This window comes from Polaromonas sp. JS666 (assembly GCF_900103405.1).
Lineage (GTDB): Bacteria > Pseudomonadota > Gammaproteobacteria > Burkholderiales > Burkholderiaceae_C > Polaromonas.
Genome location: NZ_FNHX01000004.1, coordinates 320,603 through 345,706 on the forward strand (window position 1 = coordinate 320,603; position 25,104 = coordinate 345,706).

28 protein-coding genes are annotated in these 25,104 nt (G+C 64.0%); 19 read left to right on the forward strand and 9 right to left on the reverse strand.

What is annotated here, in order from left to right; genetic code table 11:
* Positions 1 to 86 precede the first annotated feature (86 nt).
* Positions 87 to 1,049 (reverse strand): 2-hydroxyacid dehydrogenase, encoded by a 963-nt coding sequence (locus BLQ85_RS12530; RefSeq protein ID WP_254806419.1) that lies wholly within the window; start codon positions 1,047 to 1,049, stop codon positions 87 to 89.
* Positions 1,050 to 1,139: 90 nt separating this feature from the next.
* Here BLQ85_RS12530 and BLQ85_RS12535 point away from each other — a divergent pair, with 90 nt between their 5' ends.
* From BLQ85_RS12535 to BLQ85_RS12565, 7 genes are all read left to right on the forward strand, one after another.
* The gene (locus tag BLQ85_RS12535) at positions 1,140 to 2,879 is read left to right on the forward strand and encodes an IlvD/Edd family dehydratase (protein ID WP_074577470.1); all 1,740 of its coding nucleotides are present in this window, start codon (positions 1,140 to 1,142) and stop codon (positions 2,877 to 2,879) included.
* Positions 2,880 to 3,023: 144 nt separating this feature from the next.
* A complete protein-coding gene (locus BLQ85_RS12540; RefSeq protein ID WP_074577472.1) occupies positions 3,024 to 3,956 on the forward strand; it encodes a sugar kinase in 933 nt (310 codons plus the stop codon).
* Positions 3,953 to 4,834: a 2-dehydro-3-deoxygalactonokinase gene (locus BLQ85_RS12545; RefSeq protein WP_074577474.1), complete on the forward strand. Its 882-nt coding sequence runs from the start codon at positions 3,953 to 3,955 to the stop codon at positions 4,832 to 4,834. The genes BLQ85_RS12540 and BLQ85_RS12545 overlap by 4 nt, the downstream gene beginning before the upstream one ends.
* 26 nt (positions 4,835 to 4,860) lie before the next feature.
* Complete coding sequence (locus BLQ85_RS12550) at positions 4,861 to 5,502, forward strand: 2-dehydro-3-deoxy-6-phosphogalactonate aldolase (protein WP_074577476.1); 642 nt, start codon at positions 4,861 to 4,863, stop codon at positions 5,500 to 5,502.
* Positions 5,499 to 6,293, forward strand: coding sequence for an SDR family NAD(P)-dependent oxidoreductase (locus BLQ85_RS12555; RefSeq protein WP_074577478.1), 795 nt, complete (start codon positions 5,499 to 5,501; stop codon positions 6,291 to 6,293). The genes BLQ85_RS12550 and BLQ85_RS12555 overlap by 4 nt, the downstream gene beginning before the upstream one ends.
* A gap of 205 nt (positions 6,294 to 6,498) precedes the next feature.
* Positions 6,499 to 8,880: a heavy metal translocating P-type ATPase gene (locus tag BLQ85_RS12560; RefSeq protein ID WP_217631821.1), complete on the forward strand. Its 2,382-nt coding sequence runs from the start codon at positions 6,499 to 6,501 to the stop codon at positions 8,878 to 8,880.
* An 86-nt stretch (positions 8,881 to 8,966) separates the two neighbouring features.
* Positions 8,967 to 9,368 (forward strand): SRPBCC family protein, encoded by a 402-nt coding sequence (locus BLQ85_RS12565; RefSeq protein WP_074577482.1) that lies wholly within the window; start codon positions 8,967 to 8,969, stop codon positions 9,366 to 9,368.
* Positions 9,369 to 9,380: 12 nt separating this feature from the next.
* Here BLQ85_RS12565 and BLQ85_RS12570 read toward each other — a convergent pair whose 3' ends face one another.
* Complete coding sequence (locus BLQ85_RS12570) at positions 9,381 to 10,007, reverse strand: LysE family translocator (protein ID WP_074577484.1); 627 nt, start codon at positions 10,005 to 10,007, stop codon at positions 9,381 to 9,383.
* A gap of 84 nt (positions 10,008 to 10,091) precedes the next feature.
* Between BLQ85_RS12570 and BLQ85_RS12575 the strand changes: the two genes are divergently transcribed.
* The gene (locus BLQ85_RS12575; RefSeq protein ID WP_074577486.1) at positions 10,092 to 10,772 is read left to right on the forward strand and encodes a DNA-3-methyladenine glycosylase I; all 681 of its coding nucleotides are present in this window, start codon (positions 10,092 to 10,094) and stop codon (positions 10,770 to 10,772) included.
* An 8-nt stretch (positions 10,773 to 10,780) separates the two neighbouring features.
* Here BLQ85_RS12575 and BLQ85_RS12580 read toward each other — a convergent pair whose 3' ends face one another.
* From BLQ85_RS12580 to BLQ85_RS12600, 5 genes are all read right to left on the reverse strand, one after another.
* Positions 10,781 to 11,755, reverse strand: a complete 975-nt coding sequence (locus BLQ85_RS12580; RefSeq protein WP_074577489.1) for a magnesium and cobalt transport protein CorA — start codon at positions 11,753 to 11,755, stop codon at positions 10,781 to 10,783.
* Between the two features lie 88 nt (positions 11,756 to 11,843).
* A complete protein-coding gene (locus BLQ85_RS12585; RefSeq protein ID WP_074577492.1) occupies positions 11,844 to 12,317 on the reverse strand; it encodes a MaoC family dehydratase in 474 nt (157 codons plus the stop codon).
* A gap of 30 nt (positions 12,318 to 12,347) precedes the next feature.
* Positions 12,348 to 13,751, reverse strand: coding sequence for an MATE family efflux transporter (locus tag BLQ85_RS12590; protein ID WP_074577495.1), 1,404 nt, complete (start codon positions 13,749 to 13,751; stop codon positions 12,348 to 12,350).
* Between the two features lie 16 nt (positions 13,752 to 13,767).
* Positions 13,768 to 15,036, reverse strand: coding sequence for an MFS transporter (locus BLQ85_RS12595; protein WP_083336842.1), 1,269 nt, complete (start codon positions 15,034 to 15,036; stop codon positions 13,768 to 13,770).
* A complete protein-coding gene (locus tag BLQ85_RS12600) occupies positions 15,029 to 15,508 on the reverse strand; it encodes a MarR family winged helix-turn-helix transcriptional regulator (RefSeq protein WP_074577499.1) in 480 nt (159 codons plus the stop codon). Before BLQ85_RS12600 ends, BLQ85_RS12595 begins: the two co-directional genes overlap by 8 nt.
* Before the next feature lie 48 nt (positions 15,509 to 15,556).
* Here BLQ85_RS12600 and BLQ85_RS12605 point away from each other — a divergent pair, with 48 nt between their 5' ends.
* Positions 15,557 to 16,102, forward strand: a complete 546-nt coding sequence (locus tag BLQ85_RS12605) for a PaaI family thioesterase (RefSeq protein ID WP_074577763.1) — start codon at positions 15,557 to 15,559, stop codon at positions 16,100 to 16,102.
* A gap of 62 nt (positions 16,103 to 16,164) precedes the next feature.
* On the opposite strand, the gene BLQ85_RS12610 is transcribed toward BLQ85_RS12605, so the two are convergent.
* Positions 16,165 to 17,238 carry an MFS transporter gene (locus BLQ85_RS12610; protein WP_371327281.1) on the reverse strand — a complete coding sequence of 358 codons (1,074 nt, stop codon included), beginning with the start codon at positions 17,236 to 17,238 and terminating at the stop codon, positions 16,165 to 16,167.
* A 126-nt stretch (positions 17,239 to 17,364) separates the two neighbouring features.
* On the opposite strand from BLQ85_RS12610, the gene gcvA reads away from it, so the two are divergent.
* From gcvA to BLQ85_RS12625, 3 genes are all read left to right on the forward strand, one after another.
* Positions 17,365 to 18,252, forward strand: coding sequence for a transcriptional regulator GcvA (gene gcvA, locus BLQ85_RS12615; protein ID WP_074577504.1), 888 nt, complete (start codon positions 17,365 to 17,367; stop codon positions 18,250 to 18,252).
* Positions 18,253 to 18,580: 328 nt separating this feature from the next.
* Entirely contained in the window at positions 18,581 to 19,099 is a 519-nt protein-coding gene (locus BLQ85_RS12620; RefSeq protein WP_074577507.1) for a GNAT family N-acetyltransferase, read from the forward strand.
* Positions 19,099 to 19,575 carry an NUDIX hydrolase gene (locus BLQ85_RS12625; RefSeq protein ID WP_175456109.1) on the forward strand — a complete coding sequence of 159 codons (477 nt, stop codon included), beginning with the start codon at positions 19,099 to 19,101 and terminating at the stop codon, positions 19,573 to 19,575. Before BLQ85_RS12620 ends, BLQ85_RS12625 begins: the two co-directional genes overlap by 1 nt.
* Before the next feature lie 127 nt (positions 19,576 to 19,702).
* Here the strand turns inward: BLQ85_RS12625 and BLQ85_RS12630 are convergent, their stop codons facing one another.
* Entirely contained in the window at positions 19,703 to 20,578 is an 876-nt protein-coding gene (locus BLQ85_RS12630; protein ID WP_074577511.1) for an MBL fold metallo-hydrolase, read from the reverse strand.
* Positions 20,579 to 20,660: 82 nt separating this feature from the next.
* Between BLQ85_RS12630 and BLQ85_RS12635 the strand changes: the two genes are divergently transcribed.
* From BLQ85_RS12635 to gloA, 7 genes are all read left to right on the forward strand, one after another.
* A complete protein-coding gene (locus tag BLQ85_RS12635) occupies positions 20,661 to 20,990 on the forward strand; it encodes an ArsR/SmtB family transcription factor (protein ID WP_074577764.1) in 330 nt (109 codons plus the stop codon).
* Positions 20,987 to 21,421, forward strand: a complete 435-nt coding sequence (locus tag BLQ85_RS12640) for a YeeE/YedE family protein (protein ID WP_074577513.1) — start codon at positions 20,987 to 20,989, stop codon at positions 21,419 to 21,421. Before BLQ85_RS12635 ends, BLQ85_RS12640 begins: the two co-directional genes overlap by 4 nt.
* A 10-nt stretch (positions 21,422 to 21,431) precedes the next feature.
* A complete protein-coding gene (locus BLQ85_RS12645) occupies positions 21,432 to 21,848 on the forward strand; it encodes a DUF6691 family protein (protein WP_074577515.1) in 417 nt (138 codons plus the stop codon).
* A 200-nt stretch (positions 21,849 to 22,048) separates the two neighbouring features.
* Complete coding sequence (locus BLQ85_RS23955; RefSeq protein ID WP_139200961.1) at positions 22,049 to 22,348, forward strand: hypothetical protein; 300 nt, start codon at positions 22,049 to 22,051, stop codon at positions 22,346 to 22,348.
* Between the two features lie 23 nt (positions 22,349 to 22,371).
* A complete protein-coding gene (locus BLQ85_RS24255; protein ID WP_074577765.1) occupies positions 22,372 to 22,716 on the forward strand; it encodes a hypothetical protein in 345 nt (114 codons plus the stop codon).
* Positions 22,717 to 22,826: 110 nt separating this feature from the next.
* Positions 22,827 to 24,545 (forward strand): hybrid sensor histidine kinase/response regulator, encoded by a 1,719-nt coding sequence (locus tag BLQ85_RS12655; RefSeq protein ID WP_074577517.1) that lies wholly within the window; start codon positions 22,827 to 22,829, stop codon positions 24,543 to 24,545.
* Between the two features lie 145 nt (positions 24,546 to 24,690).
* Positions 24,691 to 25,101 carry a lactoylglutathione lyase gene (gene gloA, locus BLQ85_RS12660; RefSeq protein ID WP_074577519.1) on the forward strand — a complete coding sequence of 137 codons (411 nt, stop codon included), beginning with the start codon at positions 24,691 to 24,693 and terminating at the stop codon, positions 25,099 to 25,101.
* The last annotated feature ends 3 nt before the right edge of the window (positions 25,102 to 25,104 follow it).

Below are 25,104 nucleotides of genomic sequence, written 5' to 3' on the forward strand. Positions count from 1 at the left end.
GCATTGTTATCATATGATGATTAACCCCCTGGTCTTTTATGGAAAACCCGGAGCATTTGCGCCCCGGAACCAAGCCCAGGATGGATTCAATGCCATTCCGGCACCGGGGTAAAGAGGGCTTGCCCGGCGAAATGCGCGCGCAGGTTGTCGACCGCCAGTTTGGCCATGGCGTGCCGCGTCTGCACCGTGCCGCTGGCCATGTGCGGCGTCAGCACCACGTTCTCCATGGACCAGAGCGCCTCGCTGGGATGCGGCTCTTTTTCGAACACGTCCAGCGCCGCGCCGGCGATCACGCCCTGCCGCAGCGCATCAACCAATGCCGCCTCATCGACCACCGAACCGCGCGCCACGTTGATCAGGTAGCCCTCAGGCCCCAGGGCCTTGAGCACCTCGGCATTGATCAGGTGGCGCGTGCCGGCGCCGCCCGGCGTGATCACGATGAGGAAATCCACCTGCGCAGCCAGCGCCTGTGCCGTGGGGTAAAAGGTGTAAGCGAGTTCCGCCTTGGCGCTGCGGCCGGTGTACGCAATCGACATGCCAAAGGCCTCGGCCCGGCTTGCGATGGCCTGGCCTATGCGGCCCAGGCCGACGATGCCCAGGCGCGCACCCGAGACCTTGCGCGCCAGCGGCATGGGCCCTTCCTTGGCCCAGCGCCCGGCACGCACATAGCGGTCCGCCAGCGGGATGCGGCGCGCCACCGACAGCATCAGGCCAATGGCCAGGTCCGCCACCTCATCGTTGAGCACGCCGGGCGTGTGGGTGACCGGAACGCGCCGCTCCAGCGCGGCGGCGACGTCCACGCCGTCATAACCCACTCCCATGATGGAAACGATTTCCAGCGCGGGCAATTGGTCCATCAACGAGCGCGGCACCTTGGACTCCCCGCCCCCGGCGATGCCGCGCACCAGCGGCGCGACCTTGGCAAAGGCCGCGGGGTCGCTCTCGTGCAGCCTGTCATGGACCTCATAAACCGCCTGCAGCGGCTCCATCAGGAAGGGCGGGAGCTTGGCGACGGTGAGGATGTGCGGGCGGCTGGACGGGACGGACACGGGGCGGGCTCCTGCGGTCATGGTTTTCACTAAGATAGTCAGGTCAATGGTATGACGATAATATGTTTGACGAATTAAGGACTTTCCCGCATGAGCACACCACCCAAGAAAAAACCCGCCCATGAACTCCGCAGCCAGCAGTGGTTCGGCCGCCAGGACCGCGACGGCTTTGCCTACCGCAGCTGGGTCAAGGGCAAGGGCGTTCCGCACGACCAGTTCGACGGCCGGCCGGTCATCGGCATCTGCAATACCTTCAGCGAACTGACGCCCTGCAACTCGCATTTCCGCACGATTGCCGAGCAGGTCAAGATAGGCGTCTACGAGGCCGGCGGCTTTCCGCTCGAGTTCCCGGTGATGTCGCTGGGCGAGACCCTGCTGCGCCCCACCGCCATGCTCTATCGCAACCTGGCCAGCATGGACGTGGAAGAGAGCATTCGCGGCAACCCGATTGACGGCGTGGTGCTGCTGATGGGCTGCGACAAGACCACCCCCGCCCTGGTCATGGGGGCCTCCAGCGTGGACCTGCCCACGGTGGGCGTCAGCGGCGGCCCCATGCTGAGCGGCAAATGGCGCGGCCAGGAGCTGGGCTCGGGCACCGGCGTCTGGAGCATGAGCGAGCAGGTGCGCGCCGGCACCCTGAAACTCCAGGAATTCTTCGAAGCCGAGAGTTGCATGCACCGCAGCCACGGCCACTGCATGACCATGGGCACGGCCTCGACCATGGCCAGCATGGTCGAAGCGCTGGGCATAGGCCTGCCGGGCAACGCCGCCTACCCCGCGGTGGACGGCCGGCGCAATGTGCTGGCCCGCATGGCCGGCCGTCGCGCTGTCGAGATGGTGCACGAAGACCTCACGCTGTCAAAAATCCTCACGCGCCAGGCGTTTGAGAACGCCATCAAGACACTGGCGGCAATTGGCGGCTCGACCAACGCGGTGATCCACCTGATCGCGATCGCCAGGCGCATAGGCGTGGAGCTCTCGGTGGACGACTTCGACCGTCTCGCCAGCGAACTGCCCTGCCTGGTCAACCTGCAGCCCTCGGGCAAATACCTGATGGAAGACTTCTGCTACGCCGGCGGCCTGCCGGTGGTCATGAAGGAAATAGCGCAGCACCTGCATACCGGCGCCATCACCGCCAACGGCAAGACCATAGGCGAGAACATCGCCGACGCGGAAAACTTCAACACCGAGGTGATCAAGCCCTTGTCCGCGCCCTTCAAGGACAAGGCCGGCATCGCCGTGCTGCGCGGCAACCTGTCGCCGCGCGGCGCGGTCATCAAGCCCAGCGCGGCCACGCCGGCGCTCATGGTCCACAAGGGCCGGGCCGTGGTGTTTGAAACCATTGAAGACTTCCACGCGCGCATTGACGACGAGAACCTGGACATCGACGAAAACTGCGTCATGGTGCTCAAGAACTGCGGGCCCAAGGGCTATCCCGGCATGGCCGAAGTCGGCAACATGCCGCTGCCGCCCAAGGTGCTGCGCAAGGGCATCACCGACATGGTGCGCATCAGCGATGCGCGCATGAGCGGCACGGCCTACGGCACCGTGGTGCTGCACACCGCGCCCGAAGCCGCCGCCGGCGGCCCGCTGGCTCTGGTGCAGAACGGCGACATCATCGAGCTTGACGTGCCGAATCGCCGCCTGCACCTGCATGTGAGCGATGAGGAACTGGCAAAACGCATGGCCGGCTGGACGCCGCCCCAGCCGCCACTGAATTCGGGCTACTGGAAGCTCTACATCGACCACGTGCTGCAGGCCGATGAAGGCGTGGACCTGGACTTCCTGGTCGGCAAGCGCGGAGCTTTTGTGCCGCGCGACAACCACTGAGCCGGGTACAAGGCGGGTACCGGGCCGCGAGCGGGCGGCGGGTACCATAGTGGTTTGAGGCGCGGCGTGCTTTTCCCGGTTTTTCTTCCCTGAAAAGGCCCGCGCCGGGATGCCTGAAGACGGCGCAAGAAGCCAGGAAACCCAATGCAAGCCAGAAAATTCGATGTCGTCGCGCTCGGCGAAGCCATGGTGGAATTCAACCAGACCACCGCCGGCCAGCCCAACTACCTGCAGGGCTTTGGTGGCGACACCAGCAATGCCGTGATCGCCGCCGCACGCGCCGGCGCCAGCACCGCCTACCTGACCCGCCTGGGCGGCGACACCTTCGGCCAGTCGCTGATGGCCTTGTGGGCCGCCGAAAACGTCTCCACGCAAGCCGTCCAGCAGGACAGCGAGGCCAGCACCGGCCTTTACTTCGTCACCCACGGCCCCAAGGGGCATGAGTTCAGCTACCTGCGCGCGGGCTCCGCGGCCAGCCGCATGACGCCGGCCTGGCTGCGGGAGGCCGGCGCGGCAGAGGCCGTGCGCCTGGCCAGGGTGTTGCATGTCTCGGGCATCTCGCTGGCGATTTCCGCGAGCGCCTGCGACACGGCCTTCGCCGCGATGAAGCTCGCCAAAGAGGCCGGCACGCTCGTCTCGTTTGACTCCAACCTGCGGCTCAAGCTCTGGCCGCTGGACCGCGCGCTGGCCTGCACCCGCCACGCCGTGTCGCTGTGCGACATCTTCCTGCCCAGCCTGGAAGACATCACCACCCTCAACGGCATGACGGACCCCGACCAGGTGGTGGACTGGGGCCATGCCCTGGGCGCCAAAACCGTGGTGCTCAAGCTGGGCGGCGAGGGCGCACTGGTCAGCGACGGCACGCGGCGCGAACGCGTGCCCGTGCACCGCGTCAAGCTGGTCGATGCCACCGGCGCGGGCGACTGCTTCTGCGGCAACCTGCTGGCGCGCATCGCCCAGGGCGACACGGTGTTCGACGCCACACGCTACGCCAATGCGGCGGCCGCCCTCACGGTGCAAGGCTATGGCGCCGTGGCGCCGCTGCCGCGCCCCGAACAGGTCAGGGCCTTGTTGTGAGCCGCCTGCTGGCCGTCGACTGGGGCAGCTCGTCGCTGCGCGGCGCGCTGCTGGGCGCTGATGGCGCGGCGCTGCAAGAGCGCGCTTTCCCGCGCGGCATCCTGACGGTGGAGGCCGGCGGTTTTCCCGAGGTTTTTCAAAGCTGCTTCGGCGACTGGATGACGCCCGGCACGCTGTGCCTGATCTCCGGCATGGCCGGCAGCAAACAAGGCTGGCGCGAAGCGCCCTACTGCGCCTGCCCCGCGGGTTTTGATGCGATTGCCGCCGCGTTGGAGTGGGTGGAACCCGGCCGCATCGCCATCGTGCCGGGCCTGAGCATTGACAAGGCCGGCGTGCCCGATGTGATGCGCGGCGAGGAAACGCAGGTCTTCGGCGCCCTGCAGCTGCTGGGCCTCAACCATGCCCGGCTGGTGCTGCCCGGCACGCACAGCAAATGGGTAAGCGTGACGGATCGCAAGGTGAGGGATTTCTCGACCTGGATGACGGGCGAGCTGTATGCCCTGCTGCGCCGCCATTCCATACTCTCGCGCATGCTGCCCGAGGACGAGCCCGCGCTGGACGGCGCCGCCTTTGACCAGGGCGTGGCCCATGCGCTGGCCGGCCCCGGCCTGCTGAACACGGCCTTCAGCACGCGCACGCTGTCGCTGTTCAACCGCATGGACACCGCAGCCCTGCCCAGCTACCTCTCGGGCCTGGTGATAGGCGAAGAACTCAAGGCGCAGACGCTGCCGCGCGGCGAACCCGTGGTGGTCATGGGCGCCGAAGCGCTCACGGCCCGCTACGAACAGGCGCTGGCCCAGCTCGGTGTGCCCGTCCAGCGCGTGGGCGCGGGCGCAACCTGGCGCGGCTTGCGCGCGATTGCCGACACGCTGGGCTGAGCCCGCGAACCCATTGATAGAACACCATGAACACCGCACACTCCAAATTCTCCCAAGCCCTGGCCACCCTCCCCCTGGTCGCCATCCTGCGCGGACTCACGCCGGCCGAGGCCCTGCCTGTGGGCCAGGCGCTGGTCTCCACTGGCTGGACGCTGATCGAGATCCCGCTCAACTCGCCGCAGCCGCTGGAGAGCATCGCCGCCATGGCGAGCGCCTATCCCGAGGCCCTGATAGGCGCGGGCACAGTGCTGACGCCCGAGGACGTGCGCAATGTGCAGGCCGCGGGCGGCCAGCTCATCGTCTCGCCCAACTTCAACCCGGCCGTGGTGCGCGAAGCCGCGCGCCTGGGCATGGTCTGCCTGCCCGGCGTGATCACCCCCAGCGAGGCCTTTGGCGCGCTTGAAGCGGGTGCCACCGGCCTCAAGCTGTTTCCGGCCGAGATGATCACGCCGGCCGTGGTGAAAGCCTTGCGCGCCGTGCTGCCGGCGTCGGTCCCTGTCATGCCGGTGGGCGGCGTCACGCCGGCCAATATGGGCGCCTACCTCGCGGCCGGTGCCAGCGGCTTCGGCATAGGCTCGGCGCTGTACAAGCCCGGCATGACGGCTGCCCAGGTGGCCGACAGCGCGAAAAACTTCATCGCGGCCTACACGGGTAGCATGCGGGCATGAACACCCCCATCTCCGCACCTGCATCCACCATCTCCTTCGGCCTGGCCGGCCGCGTCTGCATCATCACCGGCGGGGCACAAGGTATAGGTGAGGCCTGCGCGCGCCGCTTTGCGCGTGAGGCCGCCCATGTGGTGATTGTCGACATAGCCGACGCGCCCGGTACGGCATTGGCCAAGGAGCTGGGCGGGCTGTACGTGCATTGCGACGTCGGCGACAAGGCCCAGGTCGATGCACTGGTCGCGCAAACCGTGGCCGCCCACGGCCGCATCGACGTGCTGGTCAACAACGCCGGCATCTTCAAGGCGGCCGAATTCCTCGAGGTGACGGAAGCCGACTTTGACGCCGTGCTGCGCATCAACCTCAAGGGCTCCTTCCTGGTGGGCCAGGCCGTGGCACGCGTGATGGCCGCCGCCGGCAAGGGCAGCATCGTCAACATGAGCTCGGTCAACGGCGTGCTCGCGATTCCCACGATCGCCAGCTACAACGTCAGCAAGGGCGGCATCAACCAGCTCACGCGCGTGATGGCGCTATCGCTGGCCGGCCAGGGCGTGCGCGTCAATGCCGTCGCGCCCGGCACCATCGCCACCGAACTGGCCGCCAGGGCCGTGCTCACCAGCGACGAGGCCAAGGCCAAAATCATGAGCCGCACGCCCATGAAGCGCCTGGGCGAACCTTCGGAGATCGCCGACACCGTGGCTTACCTGGCCAGCGATGCGGCCAGCTACATCACCGGCGAAATCGTGGTGGTGGACGGCGGGCGCATGACCTTGAACTACACCGTGCCCGTGTAGCCCGGCAGGCACGCGCAGGCGTGCCGTTTTTTTTGCCTTCGGTTGACATGGATCAGGCCCTCCACCACGGCAGGCCCTGATGATCCCTCTCGCCGTCCCTGGCAAATGCCCCCAAATCCATGAGGCTTGACCTTCCCACAGGGGGAAGGTCTACGCTTGTCCAAGGGCCTGGTCCAGGTCTGCAGAATGGAAAAGGAAGCCCTCCATGAATCACACACACCACGCCGCGCCGGGAGGCGTACACGGCACAGGCCACATGCCGCCCACAGCACCAGCCGGACTGAAGGACCCCGTCTGCGGCATGAACGTCAGCACGGCGTCCGCACATCACCTTGAGCACGAAGGAAGGCCTTACTATTTCTGCAGCGCCGGCTGCATGGCCAAATTCTCCGCCGACCCGGCGGCCTATGCCGGTGCGCCCAAGGCGGCGCCCGCGCCCGAACCCACACCCGCCGCGGCACGCGAGCCTGATGCGGGCCAGGGCGGCGAAACCCTTTACACCTGCCCCATGCACCCGGAAATCCGGCAGGACCATCCGGGCAACTGCCCGATCTGCGGCATGACGCTGGAGCCCGTCATGCCCAGCCTCGATGAGGATGAGAATCCGGAGCTCAAATCCTTCACGCGCCGTTTCTGGTGGACCTTGCCGCTCAGCGTGGTCGTCACGGTACTGGCCATGTTCGGCCACCAGCTCGGCTGGTTCAACATGGCAGTGCAAAGCTGGATAGAGCTGGTGCTGAGCCTGCCGGTCGTGCTGTGGGCAGGCTGGCCCTTTTTCGTGCGCGGCGCGCAATCGATGGCCCACCGCAGCCCCAACATGTGGACCCTGATCAGCCTGGGCACTGGCGCGGCCTTTGCCTACAGCGTGGTCGCCGCTCTCGCGCCCGGGGTGTTCCCCGATTCGTTTGTTTCCATGGGCCGTGTGGCGGTCTACTTTGAAGCCGCGGACGTGATCATCTCGCTGACGCTGCTCGGCCAGATGCTGGAGCTGAAGGCGCGTTCGCAGACCTCCGCCGCGATCAAATCGCTTTTGGGCCTGGCGCCCAAAACCGCGCGGCGCATCAAGGCCGACGGCAGCGAGGAAGACGTGCCGCTGACCCATGTGCACGTCGGCGACAGCCTGCGCGTGCGCCCCGGTGAGAAGGTGCCGGTCGACGGCGTCGTCACCGAAGGCGGCAGCGCCGTCGATGAATCCATGCTGACCGGCGAACCACTGCCCGTGAGCAAACGTCCCGGCGACAAGCTGATAGGCGCCACGCTCAACACCAGCGGTGCCCTGGTGATGCGCTCCGAACGCGTCGGCGCGCAAACCATGCTGTCGCAAATCGTGCAGATGGTGGCGCAGGCCCAGCGCTCCAAGGCGCCCCTGCAGCGCATGGCCGACCAGGTGGCCGGCTGGTTTGTGCTGGCCGTAGTCGCCGTGGCCGTGCTGACTTTTCTGGGCTGGGGATTTTTCGGCCCGCAGCCGAGCTGGGTCTACGGCCTGATCAACGCGGTGGCGGTGCTCATCATCGCCTGCCCCTGCGCGTTGGGCCTGGCCACGCCGATGTCCATCATGGTTGCCACCGGCAAGGCGGCCGGCCAGGGCATTCTGTTTCGCGATGCGGCGGCGATTGAGCATTTGCGCACTGTCGACGTGCTGATCGTCGACAAGACCGGCACGCTGACGGCCGGCAAGCCGGCGTTCGACCGCGCGGTCCCCGCCACCGGGTTCGGCGCCGACGAGGTGCTGCGGCTGGCCGCCAGCCTGGACCAGGGCAGCGAACACCCGCTGGCTGACGCCATCGTGGCGGCGGCGCGCGAACGCGGCCTGCCCCTGGATGCGCCCGAGAACTTCGAGTCGGCCAGCGGCATAGGCGTCAGCGGGCGTGTGGCCGGCCGGCAGCTGGCGCTCGGCAATACTGCGTTGATGGCGCAGGCCGGCGTGACGGTGGATGCGCTGCTGGCCCAGGCCGAAGCCCTGCGTGCCGAGGGCGCCAGCGTGATGCACCTCGCGGTCGACGGGCAGCTTGCCGGCCTGCTCGCCGTGGCCGACCCGGTGAAAGCCAGCACGCCCGAGGCCTTGGCGGCGCTCAAAGCCGCCGGCCTGCGCGTGATCATGGCCACAGGCGACGGCCTGACCACCGCCAAAGCCATCGCCGCCCGCCTGGGCATTGACGAAGTGCACGGCGGTGTGCAGCCGGCCGACAAGCTGGCACTGGTCAAGCGCCTGCAAGATGAAGGCCATACCGTTGCCATGGCCGGCGACGGCATCAACGACGCCCCGGCCCTGGCACAGGCCAATGTGGGCATCGCCATGGGCACGGGCACCGACGTGGCCATGAACAGCGCCCAGATCACGCTGGTCAAGGGTGATTTGCGCGGCATCGCGCAGGCCCGGAAAATCTCGGAAGCGACGATCGCCAACATGAAGCAGAACCTCGGCTTTGCCTTTGTCTACAACGCGCTCGGCGTGCCCTTGGCCGCGGGCCTGCTCTTTCCCTTCACCGGCTGGCTGCTGTCGCCCATGATCGCGGCCCTGGCGATGAGCCTGAGTTCGGTGTCGGTGATCAGCAACGCGCTGAGGCTCAGAGGAAAGCATTTGTGAACGATGCTGAATCAGGTCCGGCCCTGCCCGCTTTGGTGGCTAAACTGCGATGACAAGGCGCCCCCACGCGCCTGTCGGAGAACACCATGGCCACGGTCTACAAGGAATTCACTGTCGACGCCGGCATAGCAAGCGTCTGGGATGCGCTGCGCGATTTCAACGCGGTACACCGGCGCCTGGCGCCCGGCTTTGTGGTGGACTGCCAGCCCGGCAACGGCAGCCGTACCGTGACCTTTGCCAACGGCGCGGCGGCGCACGAATTGCTTGTGGGCATCCATGAGGAAGCGCATCGCCTCAGCTACACCGTCGTCGGCGGCAAGGCCAGCCACCATATGGCTTCAGCGCAATTGTTTGCCGAGGGCGACAGACGCACACGCTTTGTCTGGATCACCGATGTGCTGCCCGATGCACTGGAGGGCTACATAGCCGCAATGATGACCCAGGGCGCCGCGGTGATGCAGCGCACGCTCAGCGCGCCAACCGCCTGAAACCGTCCGGAATCAAACAGGCCGTTTTGCCAGCAAAGCCCATACGCCGGCCGCGGACAGCAGCGAGCCCCCCGCAAAATTAAACCGCCGCTGCGCGCGCGGCGAAGCCAGCAAGCTGCGCGCGGAAGCGGCAAACACCGCATACAGCGTGGCGTTAAGGCCGGCCATCACCACAAAGGTGGTGGCCAGTATCCAGAGCTGGCGCGCCACGTCGGCGCCCGGGTTGATGAACTGGGGCAAAAAGGCCACAAAAAAAACAATGCCCTTGGGGTTGAGCGCGGTGACCAGGTAGGTGTTGCCGAACAGCTTCCACAAGGAGCCGGGCGCCTCGGGCGCGGTCGCCTGCAGGGGCGAAATGCCGGCGCGCAACAGCTTGATGCCCAGGTAGAGCAGGTAGAGGCCGCCCGCCAATTTGACCACCGTGAACCAGAAAGCCGAGGCCGCGAGCAAAGCGCCCAGGCCGAACAGCGAGACCACTAGCGCCGTGGAATCACCGAGCGCCACGGCGGCGACCAGCGGAATATTGGCCCGCCTGCCGTGCGCCATCGAGTAGCTGATGACGGTGAGGATGGTGGGGCCCGGGATGATGAGCAGGACGGCGGTTGCGGCGACGAATGCGAGCCAAAGCTGGAGGGACATGATGGGTGTTTCCGAAGTGGCGGGTCAACGAGGGGGATTGGATTCATGATAACGCCGGCCGACCGCATCTGCCTAAAATCGTCCATGCCTTCCGCCACCCCACCCACGCCCTCCCCGGTTGCCGCATCACCCGCCGCAGGCCTTTTTACCGACGACAGCCGCACCACGCGCTGCGCCTGGTGCCAGGCAACGCCCCTCTACCGCAACTACCACGACAGCGAATGGGGTTTCCCGGTGGACGACGAACGCCGGCTGTTTGAAAAGATCTGCCTCGAGGGTTTCCAGGCCGGCCTGAGCTGGCTGACGATTTTGAACAAGCGCGAAGCCTTTCGCAGCGCCTTTGCCAACTTCGATGCAGAGCAGGTGGCGCGCTTCGGCGCGCGCGATATCAAGCGCCTGCTCAACGATACCGGCATAGTCCGCCACGCGGGCAAGATCGCCTCGACCATCAACAATGCGCAGCGTGTGATCGAACTGCGCAAAGAATTCGGCTCGCTGGGCGCTTTTGTCTGGCGGCTGGAGCCCGAGGCCAAGAGCCGGCCCGCGTCCATCACGCACGAGGCCGTCAAAGCCATGCCGACCTCGCCGGCCTCCACCGCGCTGTCCAAGGACCTCAAAAAACGCGGCTGGACGTTTGTGGGCCCGACCACCATGTATGCCTTTATGCAGGCCATGGGACTGGTCAATGACCACCTTGAGGGCTGCGCCAGCCGCAAGGCCGCGCTGGCGGCGCGCAAGGTTTTTGCCCCGCCGCGCTTGCCCTAAGTTGCAGCTTATAGCCAGCGTGCGCGCTTGAAGCGCCAGTAGAGGAGCGAGCACGCCACCACAATCATGCTGATGGCCATAGGGTAGCCGTAGCGCCATTTGAGTTCGGGCATGGCTTCGAAATTCATGCCCCAGATGCCGGCAAACGCGGTGCACACCGCAAAAATACTGGCCCAGGCCGCGAGCTTCTTGGTCACCTCGCTTTCCTCGATGGTGACCATCGCCAGGTTGACCTGGATGGCGGTGCCTATCGTGTCGCGCATGTTCTCAATCAGCGCATTGATGCGCGATAAATGGTCGACCACGTCGCGAAAATAATCCTGCACGCCGCTGCAGATCTGCGGCACCCGCCCGCCGTAAAGCTTGCTGGCGCCTTCGAGCAGCGGCGCGACCGCGTGCTTGAGAATCATCACGCTGCCTTTGAGTTCGTAGAGCCGCTCGATGTTCTTGCGCGCGGCGCCGGGCGTGAAGATTTCCTTTTCGATCAATTCCAGCTCGGTCTCGAGGTCGTCGAGGATGGGAAAGTAGCGGTCGACCACCGCATCCATCAGGGCATACAGCACAAAACCCGAACCGTGGCGCAGCAGCTCGGGCTCGCGCTCGCAGCGTTCGCGCACGCCCAGAAAGCCCTTGTTGCTGCGGTTGCGTACCGAGAGCACGTAGTTTTTCCCGGTGAACACATCGACCTCTCCGACGTGAAGTTCGCCCGGCTTGTCGGTGGAGCGCTCCACCAGGTGCAGCACCGAAAACAGCGAGGCGCCGTACTCTTCTATCTTGGGTCGCTGGTGGCCGTGCCGGGCGTCTTCGACCGCCAGCTCATGCAGGCTGAACTCGTGCTGCATTTCCTCGAGCTCTTCCGGCGTGGCGTCCTGCAGCGCCACCCAGACAAAGGCATCGGGTCGGCAAATGTAGTCGCTGATCTCGCTGACCGGGATGTCGGCGAGCTTGGTGCCGTTCTGGTAAACCACGCAATTGATAAGCATCTTATGTATCCCGCAAGTTGGCTGCCTGCGTGGATTCTGGCACAGTGGCCCTCAAGCGCAACAGCGCTCGCGCGCCTCCCCTGCCCAGTTAAGCAGGCCGGCGCGGAACCACCAGGTTGTAGACGGACTGCTGCAGCACATCGCCATGCTGGTTGATCGTCTGGCTACGCACCACGACCCGGCCACGGTCCGGCCGCGAGGCAGAGGGCGTCACACTGACCACTTCGGTCTCGACATGCAGCACATTGCCGGGACGCGTAGGCTTGGGCCAGCTGATCTCGCCACCCGCGCCTATGATGCCGCCGGCCAGCGGCAAACCACCACCAACCAGGAGGCGCATCGTGACGGCCGCCGTATGCCAGCCGCTGGCCGCCAGGCCGCCAAACAGCGTGGACCTGGCGGCTTCATCGCTCAGGTGAAACGGTTGGGGATCAAACTGCGCGGCGAACGAAGTGATCTGCGCCTCATCGAGTGCGTGTTCGCCACTGACAAAACGGTCACCAGGCTTCAGGTCATCCAGGTAGCGCAGCGTGGCAGCGCCGGTTTCAGGACTTGTGCTCATGCTCTTTTTCACCTTTCGCTGTACTGAATCTCACACCGGCCGGATACGCCGCAGCAGCGTCGCCGTGCGGCAAGGCCATCCCACCCGGCCAAACCATGCGCCACCGGCAATGGCGGCAGCAATCACCACACCATAGACCACCAGCGCCGCGCCTTGCGCCATAAACACCTGCGCCAGCCCGCCACCCCAACGGATCACGAGCCAGCCGCCCACAGCGGCAACCGCCAGTCGCGCGATGTTGGCGGCCACCGGCCATAACAAGCGCCCTGCCCCTTGCGAGGCAAAGTACAACACCAGCCCGACGCCGAAAAAGCCATACAGCGGCCCAACCGCGCGCAGGTACAGCGTGCCAGCTTCCAGCATGGCAGGGTCAGCGCCAAACAGCGAGAGCCACGCGCGCGGAAACGCCGCAGCGGCCAGCCCGATAGCCTCCGTCATGGCAAAGGCCATGCCGGCGCCTATCCAGCTTGCGCGCAGCGCCCGCTCATGCAGGCCCGCGCCCATACAGGTGCCGACCATCGCGACCAGCGGTGCACCCAGGCCAAACACCAACGGCACCAGCAAATACTCCAGCCGCGAAGCCGTACCGTAGCCCGCAATGGCGGCCGGCCCGAAGCCACCCGCCAGCGAGGTGGCCACGCCGATGGCCAAATTGGTGGCCACGGTGGAGATAGAGCCCACCAGGCCGATGCGCAGGATGTCGCGAAACAAGGGCCAGCGCAACTTGACGGTGGCCAGCGAGGGCTTGAGCAGACTGCTCTGCGACCACAGGTAGACAGCGAGCGCCAGCGTGCCAGCCAGGTAATACAGCAGCAGCGCGATCGCGCCGCCGGCGATGCCCAAGGCCGGCACCGGGCCCCAGCCGAAAATCAGCAAGGGCGACAGCGGCACCAACAAAACCACCCCTGCCACCGTCACATTGGCCGGCACCGACATATTGCCCGTACCGCGAATCACCGCCGCGAGCGAATTGAAAAGCCACACCAGAACCGCACCGGCAAACACCCAGTGTGAATAACTCAACGCCGCCTCCAGCGAAACGCCGCTGCCGCCCATCTGGCTGTAAAGCCAACGGCCGCCGAGCAGCAGCGCCAGCGAAAACGCCAAGCCAAAGCCCAGCGCAATCACTGCCGCATGCAGCACCAATGCGTTCGCATCATCACGCCGCCCTGCGCCCAGCGCGCGCGCCACCGACGATGCAATGCCGCCGCCCATGGCGCCTGCCGAGGTCATTTGCATCAGCATCACGACAGGAAACACCAACGCCATACCGGCCAGTGCGTCGGTGCCGAGCTTGCCTACAAAGTAGGTTTCGATCAGGCCGACCGCCGCCTGCGCCACCATGACCAGTACATTGGGTGCAGCCAGGCGCAGCAGGGTGCGGCCTATCGGCGCTTCGAGCAGCAGGCGCGTTCGCGGGTCAACAGTGCTCATCGCAGCCTGAGTAATGTCAGGCTGCCGCCTTGGCCGCCATCTGCCGCGGCAGCAAGGCCTCGCGTATCGGCAGGTTCACCAGCGCAGCGCCGACAGCCAGCACGATGTCGATGTACCAGACCCAGTCGTAGCTGCCGGTGGCCTGGAATATATAGCCGCCCAGGTAGGCACCCAGAAAGCCCCCCACCTGGTGCGACAGCATGACCACACCGAACAGCATGGCCATATTGGCCGTGCCGAACATCTTGGCGACCAGGCCCACTGTGGGCGGAACGGTGGACAGAAAGGTCACGCCCATGACGGCGGCGAAGATCAGCATCACCGCCGGCGTTTTGGGCGCGAGCAGGAAGATGAGCACCGCCAGGCCGCGCGCTGCGTACAACAGGGCCAGCAAGGACTTCATGCGCCACTTCCCCACGGCCCAGCCCATGGCCAGGCTACCGACGATGTTGAAGAGACCGATCATCGCCAGCGACCAGCCGCCGACTTCCGGCGGCAAGCCGCAGGCTGCGACCACCCCTGGCAAATGCGTGGCAAGAAACGCCACATGAAAGCCGCACACCAGGAAACCCGCAGCCAGGTAACGATAACTGGGCGTGGCGATGGCCTGGCTGATGGCCTGGCGTGCGCTCAGCGCTTTTGTGCCCGACGCTGCCGCAGCTTGCGCCGCCAGTGCATTTGAGTTGCCCTTGAGTACCAGCACCGCCGGCACCGCCAGCAGCACCAATGCACCCAGCCATTGCATGGCACTCGCCCAGCCGACAGCGGCGGTAAGGCCAATAGCAATCGGCGCCATCGCGAACTGGCCGAAAGAGCCGCCCGCGTTGACGATACCGGTCGCAAGGCCGCGCTTTTCCGGCGGCACCAGCCGCGTGCTTGCGGCCATCAGCACCGAGGGGCCGGCCATGCCGGCGCCGCCCGCGGCCAGCACGCCTATCGCAAAGATCAGCCCGGCCGTGCTGGTCATGAGCGGCGTGATGATGGTGCCCACGGCCACCAGTAGCACACCGAGAAAGATCACGCGGCCCGTGCCTATGCGGTCGGCCACCGCGCCGGCAAAGGGCTGGGTCAGCCCCCACCAGAGCTGGCCGAAGGCGAAGGCCAGGCTGATGCTGCCTATGCCCAGCGCGGTCGAGGTGTTGAGGGCCGAGAGGAACAAGCCCATGGTCTGGCGCACGCCCATGGTGAGGGCAAAGGTGCCGCCCGCGGCCAGCAGCACCAGCCATATGGCGATGCGGCCGGCACTGGAAGGCGCGGCGGACTTGGAAGGCAAGGGTTTATTCATCATCGGCTCCGGGTTCGATGGGGGACAAAAGTTCCAGGGATTCATTGACCAGCGTGTGCAGGGCCAGCACACGTTCGACGCCCAGCAGCGCGTTGAGCTGTTCCTGCGCGGCCTTCCAGCGCGCGCGGGCCTCCTCGCGCTTGGCGCGGCCCGCGGCGGTCAGCACCACGGTGCGGCTGCGCGCGTCGCTGCCGGCGGCAAGTTCTATCCAGCCGGCGTCTATCAACGGCTTGAGGTTGCGTGTCAGCGTGGAAGCGCTGACTTTCATGCCGCGCGCAAGTTCACCGGGCCGCATGGGGCCTAGCCCGAGTACATAGGTCAGCAGGGAATACTGGGTGGTCTTCAGCCCCACCTTGGCCATCTCGAGGTCGTAGTGGTGCGCGACGCGGCGCATCAGCTGGCGCAGCTTCAGGTTGGTGCAGCCCTGCACCTTGAGCTCGGCCTGGGTTGACAGGCGGATTTTCCCGTTCATAATTTTATTGTAGCTACAACTATTGCATATGCAACAATTATGGACGATATGACCCCACAAGAAACATTGACTCAGTGGTTGGAACAAAGCGCCGCGGTGCGCGCCCGCATGGAAGGTGGCGGCGGCAGGCCCGGCCTGGCTCGGCCGGAAGACGTGGCCGGTAAAACCGGCATGGAAGTCATGAGCGCCATGCTGGACGGCAAGCTGCCCTACCCGCACATCGCCGACACGCTGGATTTCGCGCTGATAGAAATCGAGCCCGGCAAGGCCGTGTTCCAGGGCACGCCGCAGCTCAAGCACTACAACCCGCTGGGCACGGTGCACGGCGGCTGGTATGCCACGATGCTGGATTCCGCCGTGGGCTGCGCCGTGCACACCATGATGCCCGCAGGCCGGGCCTACACCACGGCCGAACTGAGCATCAACATCGTGCGCGCCGCCTCGCACAAGACCGGGCCGCTGCGCGCCATAGGCTCGGTGATCCACTGCGGCCGCCAGCTGGCCACCGCCGAAGGCCGCATCGTGGGGCCGGACGGCAAGCTGTATGCGCATGCGACCACGACCTGCCTGGTGTTTGAAGTACCACAGAAATAGCACCGGCGAAGCGCACGCCAGGCCGGGCAGGTTGAAAGAAGGGTGTGATGTCCGATGCGCTTTCAGTCACGGCCCGGCCTTAAGCAGGCAATGGCCGCCCATGACAGAAGAAGTGCGCAGACACCGTAAATCCATTCAGGCGGCGCGACCGGCAACAGCAGGCCGGCGAGCACAGGGCCGATACCCGCACCCATGTCCCGCCAGACCGAGCGTGTGGCAAGGGCATGTATGCGCCCGGGTCCCGGTGTGCGAAGAGCCACCAGGGCCGGCAATAGCGGCAACAGCAAGGCACGCAAAACCACGATCACCAGCGAGCAGGTCCACAGCCAGCCGAAGCCAAAACCCACGAGGGCCGCGGAAGTCAACACGGAAAGGGTCACCAGCAGAACCTCAATGCCGTATTTTTCGGCCATGCGGCCGCCGACAGGGCCCAGGAGGATTTCCGCCAGGTAGCGGACCGACAGCAGAAGGCCCGCCACGATGACGGGATTGCCCGGCAACAGGTCACGGCCCAGATAAGACAAACCGATGATGAACAGGCCGTCCAGCACCAGGCCTTCAATGAATGACCAGGTATCGAGGCTGCCCGGGAGCCTGGCCCTTTTTGTCGCCGGCGGCTCGCCATGGGGGATGGTCGGGAGCTGCCGCGTGACCAGCAGCCCGGCCCCCGCCACAGCCGCAAACACAAAAAAGATGATTCTGGGACCCAGCCAGAGCGCACACGCACCGCCCAAAGGCAATGCAAGCATGGGCCCCAAGGCCGTAAACGCACGGGACCGCCCCGCCCGGCGCGCGGCACCCGCCGGTTCGGCGGTGGCCAAGGCCTGGGTGGCCAGGTTCAGCGCGGCAAAAGCCAGGCCCCACAGGAGCCGCAAGAGCAGCAAAGCGACGAATCCCGTGAATGTGGCGTAACCCAGCGCGCATACCGCGGCCGCAAGCACCGCCAAGGAACAGGTGAGCCTCTCGCCGTTGCGGGCATAAAACTTCGCCACCATGCCGTAACCGGCGATGCGCACGAGGCGATTCGCGGCCAGGAGAACGCCCGCTTCGGGCAAAGTAACGCCAAACGCGGGCGCGAACATCGGCAAGAGCAGGTAGAGCACCGTGTCTCCCGGAAGCGACAGCCCGAGCGCCATGGCGGCATGGCGTGAGTTGCGGTCCGGGTCAGGGACGATGGGCTGTTTCATGGACCGCATGGTGCGCGACGCCACCGCTCCCGACAAACGATATTCGTGCGCAGCACGTGTGAGAAAATGACACACATGTCGCCCCGCTTACCTCCGTTGAATGCGGTCCGTGCTTTCGCGGCGGCGGCGCGGCATCTGAGCTTCACCCGTGCGGCCCTTGAATTGCACGTCACACACGGCGCCATCAGCCGCCAGATCAAGACGCTGGAAGCTTTTCTTGGCGTGGACCTGTTCGAGCGAAAAACCCGGCAAGTCCACCTCACGGCGGCCGGCCATCAGTTCCATGCGCAGGCCGGGCCCGCACTCGATCAGATCGGCGAAGCGGCCCAATCGCTCAGGGCCCGGACGCCATCGCGCGCTGTGAGGGTCAACGTCAGGCCCACTTTCGCTGTGCGCTGGCTGATTCCGAGGCTACCCGGGTTCGTGGCAAAGCACCCGGACATCGAACTGCAGATGATGACCAGCACGCTGGCGCCGGATCAAGCAGCTGAGGCATTCGACCTTGCCATCCGGCGGAGCACCAAGGGATGGCCGCAGGCGATGCAGATCCGCCCATTCCTGGAGGACGAGGTCCTGGTCGTTGGATCTCCCGCATTGTTCGCCCATCGTCCCGTCACCGATCCGCAATCTTTGGCTTCCCATGTCTTGCTGCTGTCGAAATCGCGCGGCAATGATTGGAGCAACTGGAAAAAGCATGTGAATGCGCCTGGGCTGGAACCCGCCAGCTGCCTGCAGTTCGAGCACCTGCATTTTGTCCTTCAGGCGGCCGTCGACGGGCTGGGTTTCGCGCTGGCGCCGACAACCCTGATTGCCCACGACATCGCTTCGGGACGGTTGACCTGCCCTTTGCCTGAATTGCGGATGGCGCTGAGCCGCCACTACTTTGGCCTCGCACCGGATGCGACACCCGAAACACAGTGTTTTGTGCAATGGCTTATGGAAGAGATGAAAACCGCACGATAGGCCCAGCAAGCCCGCCGCTTGTTCCCTGCGTCTTTGACCTCAGGCTGCGCGCCCGCCTTATCATTGCCGCGAGGATTTTTTCTGCCGCGCCCCATTGCAGGAGCAGTGCAGGCCAAGCCTCACTATGCGGCAAACGGCGCTTGACGGCCGCTTGCCAAGAGCCGACGCGCCACGACGTTCCCATGGCGCAGATCTGCTGGCTGATGGAGATCCAACTGAGGCAGATGCTTGGCGAGACGGAGGCTCCCAGCCGGCTCCAGCCCAAGAACAGCATCATTTTTCAGGTACGCCGCTTCCCAGTCCACAACGCAGACCTCAACAACACCCCATGAATACACCTGCATTGAGCGCCGCCATCTATATTCGCCACCCCGTCCTTTCCGACGAGCGCGCGTTTCTTTCCGCAGTACGCGCAAGCCGCGCGCTTCATCACCCATGGACGGCACCACCCGACACACCGGCCCTGTTTCGCGCCTACGTCGAGCGCATGGGCCTGCCCGCCAACAGCGCCTTCCTCGTCTGCCGCCGCGACACTCACGCCTTGGTGGGTGTCATCAACATCACGAATATCGTGCTGGGCCTGTTTCGCAGCGGCTATCTTGGCTACTACGCCTTCGCGGGGCATGAGCGGCAAGGCCTCATGCGCCAGGGACTGCAGGCCGCCGTGGGGCAAGCATTCAAGTCACTCAAGCTGCACCGCTTGGAAGCGAATATCCAGCCGGCGAACGCGGCCTCCATTGCCCTGGTCGCGTCCTGCGGATTCACACAGGAAGGGTATTCACCGCGGTACCTGAAGATAGGCGGCCGCTGGCGTGATCACGAACGCTGGGCCGTCTTGGCCTCCTAGTGCGCAATACCCAAATGAGGCTTCCGTTTTCCGTGCAGGTATTTCTGGTCGCCAGGCAAGGCGCCACCTGGTCAGTTCTTCTGCTTCAACGCAGCGCGCGGCCGGAACTGGCGCTGCCGGACTTCTGGCAAGGTATTTCCGGCGCACTGGAGCCGGGTGAGTCCTTCGAGGCAGCGGCGATCCGCGAAGTGCGTGAAGAAACTGCTATCAGCCTCTCATGCGCAAGCGACACCGGTTTCGAGCAGGTTTTCCCCATAAGGCCGGAGTGGCGCAACAAGTACGGGCCAGAACCCGTGCACGTCCAGGAGAAAATCTTCTACGCAGTGGTCCCAGGGAAAGTCCATCCGGAGCTCTCGCATGAACACAAGGCATTTCGTTGGTGCAGCGAGGCGGAATCCCTCGCGCTGCTCACCTTCGCCAACAATGCGCAATGTGTTCAAGCCGTCTTCCGGGCGCTCGGTGGCGCGGAAACTTGACCCTTCATTTCAGTCACGCCGGAATCCTCCCCTATGGACAAAAAGGACTGCGGATTCGCCTATAAAGCCATGACGAAAATCGCGGATCAGCCGAAGAACAAAAGCGCGCCAGCACATCGATGTGGAACTAGGCAACTTCCAACGCGTTGACCGGAATCTTGAGATAGCTGACACCGTTTCCCTCAGGCGGCGGCAAGCCGCCCGCGCGAATATTGACCTGGATGGAGGGAAGAATCAGCGTGGGCATGCCGAGTGTGGCGTCCCTTGCCGCGCGCATGGCCGCAAAAGCATCCTCAGAAATACCATCACGCACGTGGATGTTGGCCTTGCGCTGCTCGCCCACGGTGCTTTCCCATTGCGGCACGCGTTCGCCGGGCGGATAGTCGTGGCAGACGAAAATCCGGGTTTGCGCCGGCAATTGCAGCAGCTTGTGGATGGAGCGGTACAGCTGACGGGCGTCGCCACCCGGGAAGTCCGCGCGTGCTGTTCCCACGTCGGGCATGAAGAGCGTGTCGCCCACAAACACCGCGTCACCCGCCAGGTAGGCCATGTCCGCGGGCGTGTGGCCGGGCACGTGCAGCGCGCTCATCTCCAAGTCGCCTAGCGCGAATGTCTCGCCGTCCTTGAACAAGTGGTCAAACTGGCTGCCGTCCGGTACGAATAAAGGCTCCAGGTTGAAGATTTTCTTGAACGTGGACTGCACGGCGCGTATGTGTTCGCCAATAGCAATCTTGCCGCCGGTGCGCGCCTTCAGGTAATGGGCTGCCGACAGATGGTCGGCGTGTGCATGGGTTTCCAGAATCCACCCGACGTGAAGGCCTTGTTGCTCCACATAGGCCAACACATGGTCAGCCAGCTCCGTGCTGGTGCGCCCCGACTTGAAGTCATAACCGAGCACCGGGTCGATGATGGCCGCCTGCCCCGTGCCGCGATCCGCCACGACATAGGTGACAGTCCCGGTCACGGTATCAAAAAAGGCCTGTGGATTGAGCGGGGTTTGCATGGACCGGGTTCCCTCATTCAAGGTGTGGACCTCTACATTATATATTTTCATATAATATTAAGCATTCCCCCTGCGCATGGCCATGAAATCATCCCCTCCGGTTTTAGACACCGGACAACTTCGCAACGCTGCCGCACAAGCCGTGGGCACACTGAAGGCCCTGGCCAATGAAGACCGGCTGCTGCTGCTCTGCCAGCTCTCGCAGGGTGAACGCTGCGTGAGCGAACTGGAGCAGGACCTGGGCATACGCCAGCCCACGCTGTCCCAGCAGCTCAGCGTGCTGCGCAATGAAGGCATGATTACCCCGCGCCGTGAAGGCAAGAACATCTACTACAGCGTGGCCGACCCCGGGACGCTGGAAATCCTGGCGCTGCTCTATCGCCTCTATTGCCCTCAAGGAAGTAAACGATGACCTTGGACTGGAACGCCTTCACACCCTGGCCCGCGCTGGCGGGCGGGCTGCTCATAGGCCTGGCCGCGGCGATGTTCGTGCTGCTCAACGGGCGCATCGCCGGCATCAGCGGAATTCTGGGCGGGCTACTCAAGCCGGTGCGCGGCGACGCCGGCTGGCGCGTGGCTTTTGTCGTCGGGCTCATAGGCGCTCCGTGGGCCTACGCCGCATTCTCGGCCTTGCCGCGTGTGCAGGTGGATGCCGGCTATGGCGTGCTGGTCGCCGCCGGATTGCTGGTGGGCATAGGCACGCGCTACGGCGCGGGTTGCACCAGCGGCCATGGTGTGTGCGGGCTTTCAAGGCTGTCAGCGCGTTCGCTGGTGGCCACCGTGATTTTCATGGGCGCGGGTTTTGCCGTGGTGTTCCTGGTGCGCCACCTGTTCAAGTTTTAGGAGAAAAACCATGCTGATGCTGTCCTCCCTGCTGGCCGGCCTGGTATTTGGCCTGGGCCTGATCGTCTCGGGCATGGCCAATCCGGCCAAGGTGCTCGGCTTCCTGGACCTTGCCGGCTCTTGGGACCCCTCGCTGGCCTTTGTCATGGCCGGCGCCATCGCCGTGGGTTTCTTCGCCTTCCTTCTGGCCAAAAAACGGCGCCTGTCCCTGCTGGGCGCCGAGATGAAACTGCCAGCCGCGGGCCGCATCGACCGCAGGCTGATGGCCGGCAGCCTGCTGTTCGGCGTGGGCTGGGGCCTGGCCGGGTTCTGCCCAGGCCCGGGCCTCGTGGCCCTGGGCATGGGAGAACCCAAAGCCGCGGTGTTTGTGCTGGCCATGCTGGCCGGCATGGCGACCTTCGAGCTGATCGAAAGGCGACGGCCGTAGCCCGCGGTGCGCAGCTATACCGCCTGGGCCAGGTACCCGATTGACTGTCCGCATGCGGACAATTGAGCCTCTTTTTTTTGACTCGCCCCCTTATTCAAGCGAAATAGGCGGGGGACCCCTGTCATATCTGGCAGGGTAAAGCTTGATTCAAGCTTGCACGGCGCATAGACTGCGCGAACATCAAAAAAAGAAATGATGCAATGACGACCTCCATGAACCACCACGCACCAGCCGCCTTTCAAGCTCTGCGCCAGCCCCTGGATGCTCCGGTAACCATTTTTCCCAACGGGGGATACCCCTTTGTGTCACCCCAGCAGGAAAATTTTATCGAGGAAATCACGCTGTCCCATCTGGACACCGCATCAAAACTGGAAAAAGTGCAGGGCCTTCGCGACCACATCAAGCTGCCGTCCGGATGCCGCAACGAGCAGTTCTTTGAACAAGAAAAAAAAGAGACGAATTGGGTTTGGTGTTTGCGTTCGAGGTCAGTCGGGCCGTAATTGGCACCTTAAGACTGGTTCCCATGCACAAGGGACTGACATCACTTGAAAAGCTGCTGGCGCAGAGACAATTGATCGACCCGGCAACCTGCCAACGCAGCTGGGAAATCGGGCGCCTTGTATTGAATCCCGATTACCGGGGTGGCCCCGATCTCGTGAAGAGATGCGTATTTCTCGGCGTTTCGTATTTCGCCCAGCATACCGATGGGCAATACCTCTTTGCCTCTTGCTCGCCCGTGCTGAGCCGCCTATACAGGCGATTCGGGCTTTCCACCATCGTCAACAATTTGCGGGTCGATGGAACGGACGGATCGTATGTTCTGATGCGTGGACGGGTCTCGGACGTTCTGAAAGCATCGGCATGCTGATACTCAAGCTCCGGGGGCTGCTGTCATAAGGAACGGCGCTCTTTCGCATGGCACCGAAAAAACCGGCACCTGGCTCAAAGGGCTTTGTGCACCTGGGGAGTTGAAAAAACATGGGTTGGTTCAAAAAGCTCTTTGGCTACTACGAGGCCTACCATGCGCACGGCAGGCCGCTGCTCAAATACATCGGCATCATCGGTGCGCTGACCTATGTGGTGTTTTACCTGATACGGTTCACGAAACCGAATCCCCGCCCTTACGACGATCTTGCAATTCGGCTGCCGGTTGTTGTCCTGTTTACCGTGCTGGCCTTGAGAAGCCATTGGCCCGAAAAATTTAAAAAATACTACTTTGCCTACTCTTACTGGGCACTGATTTTTTGCCTGCCGTTTGCCAATGTATTTCTGTCGCTGATGCGGCACGGAGGCATCCCGTCAATCTCCAATTGTTTTATCGCGCTGAGTTTCCTGGTCATGCTGACCGACTGGCGCAATACGATTGTCATGCTCTTGATCGGGGGAGGCGCGGCAACGCTGCTTTACACCGCCATCACGCCTCATCCGGCGGTGCCCATGGACATGGTGGCTCAACTTCCCGCGTACCTGTTGATTCTTGTCGGCGGCGCGGCGTTCAAGCTCTCGGAAAGGCAGATCGATGCCGAAAAACTGCGTATTGCGAACTCTCTGGCCGGCTCGATTGCCCACGAAATGCGCAATCCACTGGGACAAGCCAGGATGAGCCTGGAAAGCATCGGGGAGATGCTGCCTGCCGCGGACACAGCCATCCCCGCCGAGCACGTTTCCCGTATGCGCCAGTACGTCAACATGGGTGAAATTGCGGTGCACAGGGGCCACCAGGTGATTGACCTGATTCTTGGGTCGCTCAAGTCCAGCGCGGTGGACCGCAGCAAGTTTGAATACCTGTCCGCTGCGAAGGCGACGCAAAAAGCGGTGGATGAATACAGTTTTATCGAGCGAAACGTCCGCGATGATTCTGGCAATCTGCGCGACAGAGTCACGGTGCGTGTCGTCAAGGACTTCGTTTTTTATGGCGATGAGACTCCCTACGTTTTTGTGCTCTTCAATCTGATCAAAAATGCGCTTTATTACCTCGAGCAAAGGTCGGACGGGATCATCGTGCTGACGGTGGCCGATCACAAGGTGATCGTCAGGGACACGGGGCCCGGTATCTCCAAGGAGGTTCTGGCTCACCTGTTCGAGTCCTTCATGACTTCGGGAAAAGCCGGAGGGACGGGCCTTGGGCTCTCTTATTGCAAACGGACCATGCAAAGCTTTGGGGGTGACATCCATTGCGAGTCCGTGCAGGGTGAATTCACACAATTCACGCTCAGCTTCCCGGTGGCGCCGCACACCGGGATGGGCAAAACTCCCGAGACCTTGCAAGCGCCCATGCCGCCCGTCGCCAAACCTGTCATCCCCGGCGATGTGCTGGAAGGCCGAACCGTGATACTGGCCGAAGACGACGAACTGAACCGTTTGATGGTCGGCGACTGCCTGAAAAGCTGGGGCTTGACAGTGCTGGAGGCCGAAGGAGGACGCCAGGTTCTGGCCCATTTGGACAATACGCCGGGCGTCGACTTGATCTTGATGGACATGAATATGCCCGGCTTGAATGGCGTGCAAACGACACAAGCGATCCGGTCACGGGACTGGGAGCATCAGGGAATTTTTATCCTTGCACTCAGCGGAAACTCCAATGAGCTTGATGTCAAAACCGCCCTCGGCGCGGGCATGAACGGCTACGTCCTGAAAAATGGCGACATGAAGTTGCTGCAGGGGAAAATGCTGGAGGCGCTGGCCGCAACACAGTAGCCGGCGAAATATTCGGTACGGTGAAGCCTCTTACGGCGGGATACCCGAGGCATACGTCGCCGTAGCCCTTGCACAGGGAGCAGCCTGCAAGGGAATCCAGGATTGACGACAATGGGCGAACCACGACTCACCAGGCCATCGTCCTATGCGACTCCTACACACCATGCTGCGCGTTGGCAATCTCCAGCGCTCCATTGATTTTTACACCCAGGTGCTCGGCATGAAGCTGCTGCGCACTTCGGAAAACCCCGAGTACAAATACAGCCTGGCTTTTGTCGGCTACGGCAACAACCCCGAGCATGCCGAGATCGAGCTGACCTACAACTGGGGCACCGACAGCTACGACATGGGCACGGCCTTCGGCCATATCGCGCTGGGCGTGCCGGATGTGTATGCGGCCTGCGAAAAAATCAAGGCCGCGGGCGGCAATGTCACGCGCGAGGCCGGCCCCGTGAAGGGCGGCACTACCGTGATTGCCTTCGTGACGGACCCGGACGGCTACAAGATCGAGTTGATCCAGCGCACTGAATACGCAACCGGCGCGGGCCTGCGTTAGGCC

Coding starts and splice junctions, on each gene's coding strand:
- BLQ85_RS12535 (WP_074577470.1), top strand. CDS start 1,140: ATGAGCACACCACCCAAGAAAAAACCCGCCCATGAACTCCGCAGCCAG.
- BLQ85_RS12540 (WP_074577472.1), top strand. CDS start 3,024: ATGCAAGCCAGAAAATTCGATGTCGTCGCGCTCGGCGAAGCCATGGTG.
- BLQ85_RS12550 (WP_074577476.1), top strand. CDS start 4,861: ATGAACACCGCACACTCCAAATTCTCCCAAGCCCTGGCCACCCTCCCC.
- BLQ85_RS12555 (WP_074577478.1), top strand. CDS start 5,499: ATGAACACCCCCATCTCCGCACCTGCATCCACCATCTCCTTCGGCCTG.
- BLQ85_RS12560 (WP_217631821.1), top strand. CDS start 6,499: ATGAATCACACACACCACGCCGCGCCGGGAGGCGTACACGGCACAGGC.
- BLQ85_RS12565 (WP_074577482.1), top strand. CDS start 8,967: ATGGCCACGGTCTACAAGGAATTCACTGTCGACGCCGGCATAGCAAGC.
- BLQ85_RS12570 (WP_074577484.1), bottom strand. CDS start 10,007: ATGTCCCTCCAGCTTTGGCTCGCATTCGTCGCCGCAACCGCCGTCCTG.
- BLQ85_RS12575 (WP_074577486.1), top strand. CDS start 10,092: ATGCCTTCCGCCACCCCACCCACGCCCTCCCCGGTTGCCGCATCACCC.
- BLQ85_RS12580 (WP_074577489.1), bottom strand. CDS start 11,755: ATGCTTATCAATTGCGTGGTTTACCAGAACGGCACCAAGCTCGCCGAC.
- BLQ85_RS12585 (WP_074577492.1), bottom strand. CDS start 12,317: ATGAGCACAAGTCCTGAAACCGGCGCTGCCACGCTGCGCTACCTGGAT.
- BLQ85_RS12590 (WP_074577495.1), bottom strand. CDS start 13,751: ATGAGCACTGTTGACCCGCGAACGCGCCTGCTGCTCGAAGCGCCGATA.
- BLQ85_RS12595 (WP_083336842.1), bottom strand. CDS start 15,036: ATGAATAAACCCTTGCCTTCCAAGTCCGCCGCGCCTTCCAGTGCCGGC.
- BLQ85_RS12600 (WP_074577499.1), bottom strand. CDS start 15,508: ATGAACGGGAAAATCCGCCTGTCAACCCAGGCCGAGCTCAAGGTGCAG.
- BLQ85_RS12605 (WP_074577763.1), top strand. CDS start 15,557: ATGACCCCACAAGAAACATTGACTCAGTGGTTGGAACAAAGCGCCGCG.
- BLQ85_RS12610 (WP_371327281.1), bottom strand. CDS start 17,238: ATGGCGCTCGGGCTGTCGCTTCCGGGAGACACGGTGCTCTACCTGCTC.
- gcvA (WP_074577504.1), top strand. CDS start 17,365: ATGTCGCCCCGCTTACCTCCGTTGAATGCGGTCCGTGCTTTCGCGGCG.
- BLQ85_RS12620 (WP_074577507.1), top strand. CDS start 18,581: ATGAATACACCTGCATTGAGCGCCGCCATCTATATTCGCCACCCCGTC.
- BLQ85_RS12630 (WP_074577511.1), bottom strand. CDS start 20,578: ATGCAAACCCCGCTCAATCCACAGGCCTTTTTTGATACCGTGACCGGG.
- BLQ85_RS12635 (WP_074577764.1), top strand. CDS start 20,661: ATGAAATCATCCCCTCCGGTTTTAGACACCGGACAACTTCGCAACGCT.
- BLQ85_RS12640 (WP_074577513.1), top strand. CDS start 20,987: ATGACCTTGGACTGGAACGCCTTCACACCCTGGCCCGCGCTGGCGGGC.
- BLQ85_RS12645 (WP_074577515.1), top strand. CDS start 21,432: ATGCTGATGCTGTCCTCCCTGCTGGCCGGCCTGGTATTTGGCCTGGGC.
- BLQ85_RS23955 (WP_139200961.1), top strand. CDS start 22,049: ATGACGACCTCCATGAACCACCACGCACCAGCCGCCTTTCAAGCTCTG.
- BLQ85_RS24255 (WP_074577765.1), top strand. CDS start 22,372: ATGCACAAGGGACTGACATCACTTGAAAAGCTGCTGGCGCAGAGACAA.
- BLQ85_RS12655 (WP_074577517.1), top strand. CDS start 22,827: ATGGGTTGGTTCAAAAAGCTCTTTGGCTACTACGAGGCCTACCATGCG.
- gloA (WP_074577519.1), top strand. CDS start 24,691: ATGCGACTCCTACACACCATGCTGCGCGTTGGCAATCTCCAGCGCTCC.